General features: G+C 61.8%; 1 protein-coding gene. It reads left to right on the top strand.

The features are described from left to right. Positions 1–460: 460 nt before the first annotated feature. A complete protein-coding gene (locus VES88_08625) occupies positions 461–1,780 on the top strand; it encodes a pilus assembly protein TadG-related protein (protein ID HYN81551.1) in 1,320 nt (439 codons plus the stop codon). Positions 1,781–2,051 lie beyond the last annotated feature (271 nt).

The raw sequence follows: 2,051 nt of genomic DNA, 5'->3' as shown, positions 1-2,051 counted from the left end.
AGCGGCAGCAGGACGACCGTCACCGGCGGTATTGTCGCAACCAACCTGGAGGTGACGAGTAACAGCCAGCTATACGTATCAAGCCCTACCGGCGGACTCCCGGGCGAGAGTCTGTTCAAGCGGGTCTCACTGGTCGAGTGAGGGGGACCTGCGCAACGGGGCGAACCTGGCGCGCGCCGACCAATGAAGTGCCTCGAGAGCTGAAGCGACGCGGAGTCGGCGGCGCAGAAAACGTCTAGCAGCGACAGACATGGCGCATCCGCTCGCGCATATATTTGTCTTGGCCCATCGGCCTTCACATCACAAATGTAATAGCTTGAGGATTAACTTGCCGGCAAGGTGGGGACGACGTGATACTGTATTGATCGGTGAAGCCGAGCGTACATATTGTTGCGAGGACGGCAACCTGTTCGTGTGCAATATGGAGTGAGGGAGCTTGATTCTCGAACAGGGAGTGGGGTTGAGTGAGATTGGACCCGGGCATCTAGAGAGCCGACCCTCGTTTGCGCGGCGTGGACGGTGGCCGAATGTCAGGCGCGGAGCCATTCTGCCGCTGGTGGCCGTCTCGCTGGTAGGGGTCATGAGCGTCACGGCTCTGGCGATAGACGTGGGATCACTCCAGCGCCAGAGGCGCATCGCCCAGACGGCTGCCGATGCCGGGGCAACGGCCGGCGCCCACGAGATCTTCAGGGCACAACCCCAGGATTCGGTGTTCGCATCCGCGCACGCCGAGACGACGAGGAACGGCTTCACGAATGGCACCGACGGCGTGACGGTGTCGGTCTACAACGGGCCGGTGAGCGGGTTCTATATAGGCGACGACGAGTTCGTCGAGGTGGTGATTTCCCGTCCCGCGACCACCATCTTTGGTCGCCTGCTCGGACGGAACTCAGTGACCATCGATGTGCGCGCTGTTGCCGGTATCCCCGCCCCTTCTGAGAACTGCATCTACGCTCTCGATACTGATGACGAGATGTCCCTCAGCGTGAGCGGGTCTGAATCGCTATTGGCCGTCGGCTGCGGTATCGTCGTGAACTCGAATGACCCCAAGGCGGTTGCGATAGAGAGCAACGGAACGCTTACCGGCGATGCCCTTGCCGTCACCGGTGGGATCGCCCCGACTGGTGGCACCATCGTGATCAGCGGAAGCATGGAAATGGGAGTGGCGCCTTCGCCGGATCCGCTTGCGTACCTGGAGCGGCCGTCCTTCAACCCCACGCAATGCGACTTCATCGATACGAATGTCATCTCCAGCACCACTCGCGTCCTGTCGCCAGGGATCCATTGCGGGGGCATCAAGATTGACGGCACCGCCACGCTCAATCCGGGCCTCTACATCCTGAGAGGGGGCGGCCTCACGTCGGGCTCAGGCGTGATCACCGGCACTGGCGTGACCTTCTTCAACACCAACGCTACTGCCGCCAACGGCGGCGCCAACAAGTTCGGCAGGTTCGAGCTGGGAAGCGCTTCGCGGGCAACTCTCTCGGCGATGACCACGGGCCCTCTGGCCGGCATCCTGTTCTTCCAGGATCCTGCGGGCGGAGAGGCGGGCACTGTGTATGAGAACGTGATCGCCAGCGGCTCGAATGCGGTGTTCACCGGCACCATGTACTTCCCTACCCAGCCGATCGAGCTGGGCGCCAGCACGAGCACGACGACCATCAACGGCGGTGTGATCGCCACCAAGGTCACGGTGACGAGTAACAGCATAGTAAGGGTGGACATGTCCGGCGGACTCACGGGTGAGCCCCCGATCAAGCGCGCCTCACTCGTCGAGTGAGCGGGCGGTCACACAAAAAGGCGAAACGGGCACTCCACGAGATAGAGTGCCCGTTCTCGTATCTTCCCGGAACTGCGCGTCGTAAAGGTCAATTGAGTGAGGGCGGTGACGTTGACCTGGATCATCTCCGTCGAGATCGCCAGCGGCAGCAGGACGACCGTCACCGGCGGTATTGTCGCAACCAACCTGGAGGTGACGAGTAACAGCCAGCTATACGTATCAAGCCCTACCGGCGGACTCCCGGGCGAGAGTCTGTTCAAGCGGGTCTCAC

This window comes from Gemmatimonadaceae bacterium (genome assembly GCA_035633115.1).
GTDB lineage: Bacteria > Gemmatimonadota > Gemmatimonadetes > Gemmatimonadales > Gemmatimonadaceae > UBA4720.
Note: the sequence above shows the minus strand (reverse complement) of the source record. Positions and strands in the feature narration are given on the sequence as shown.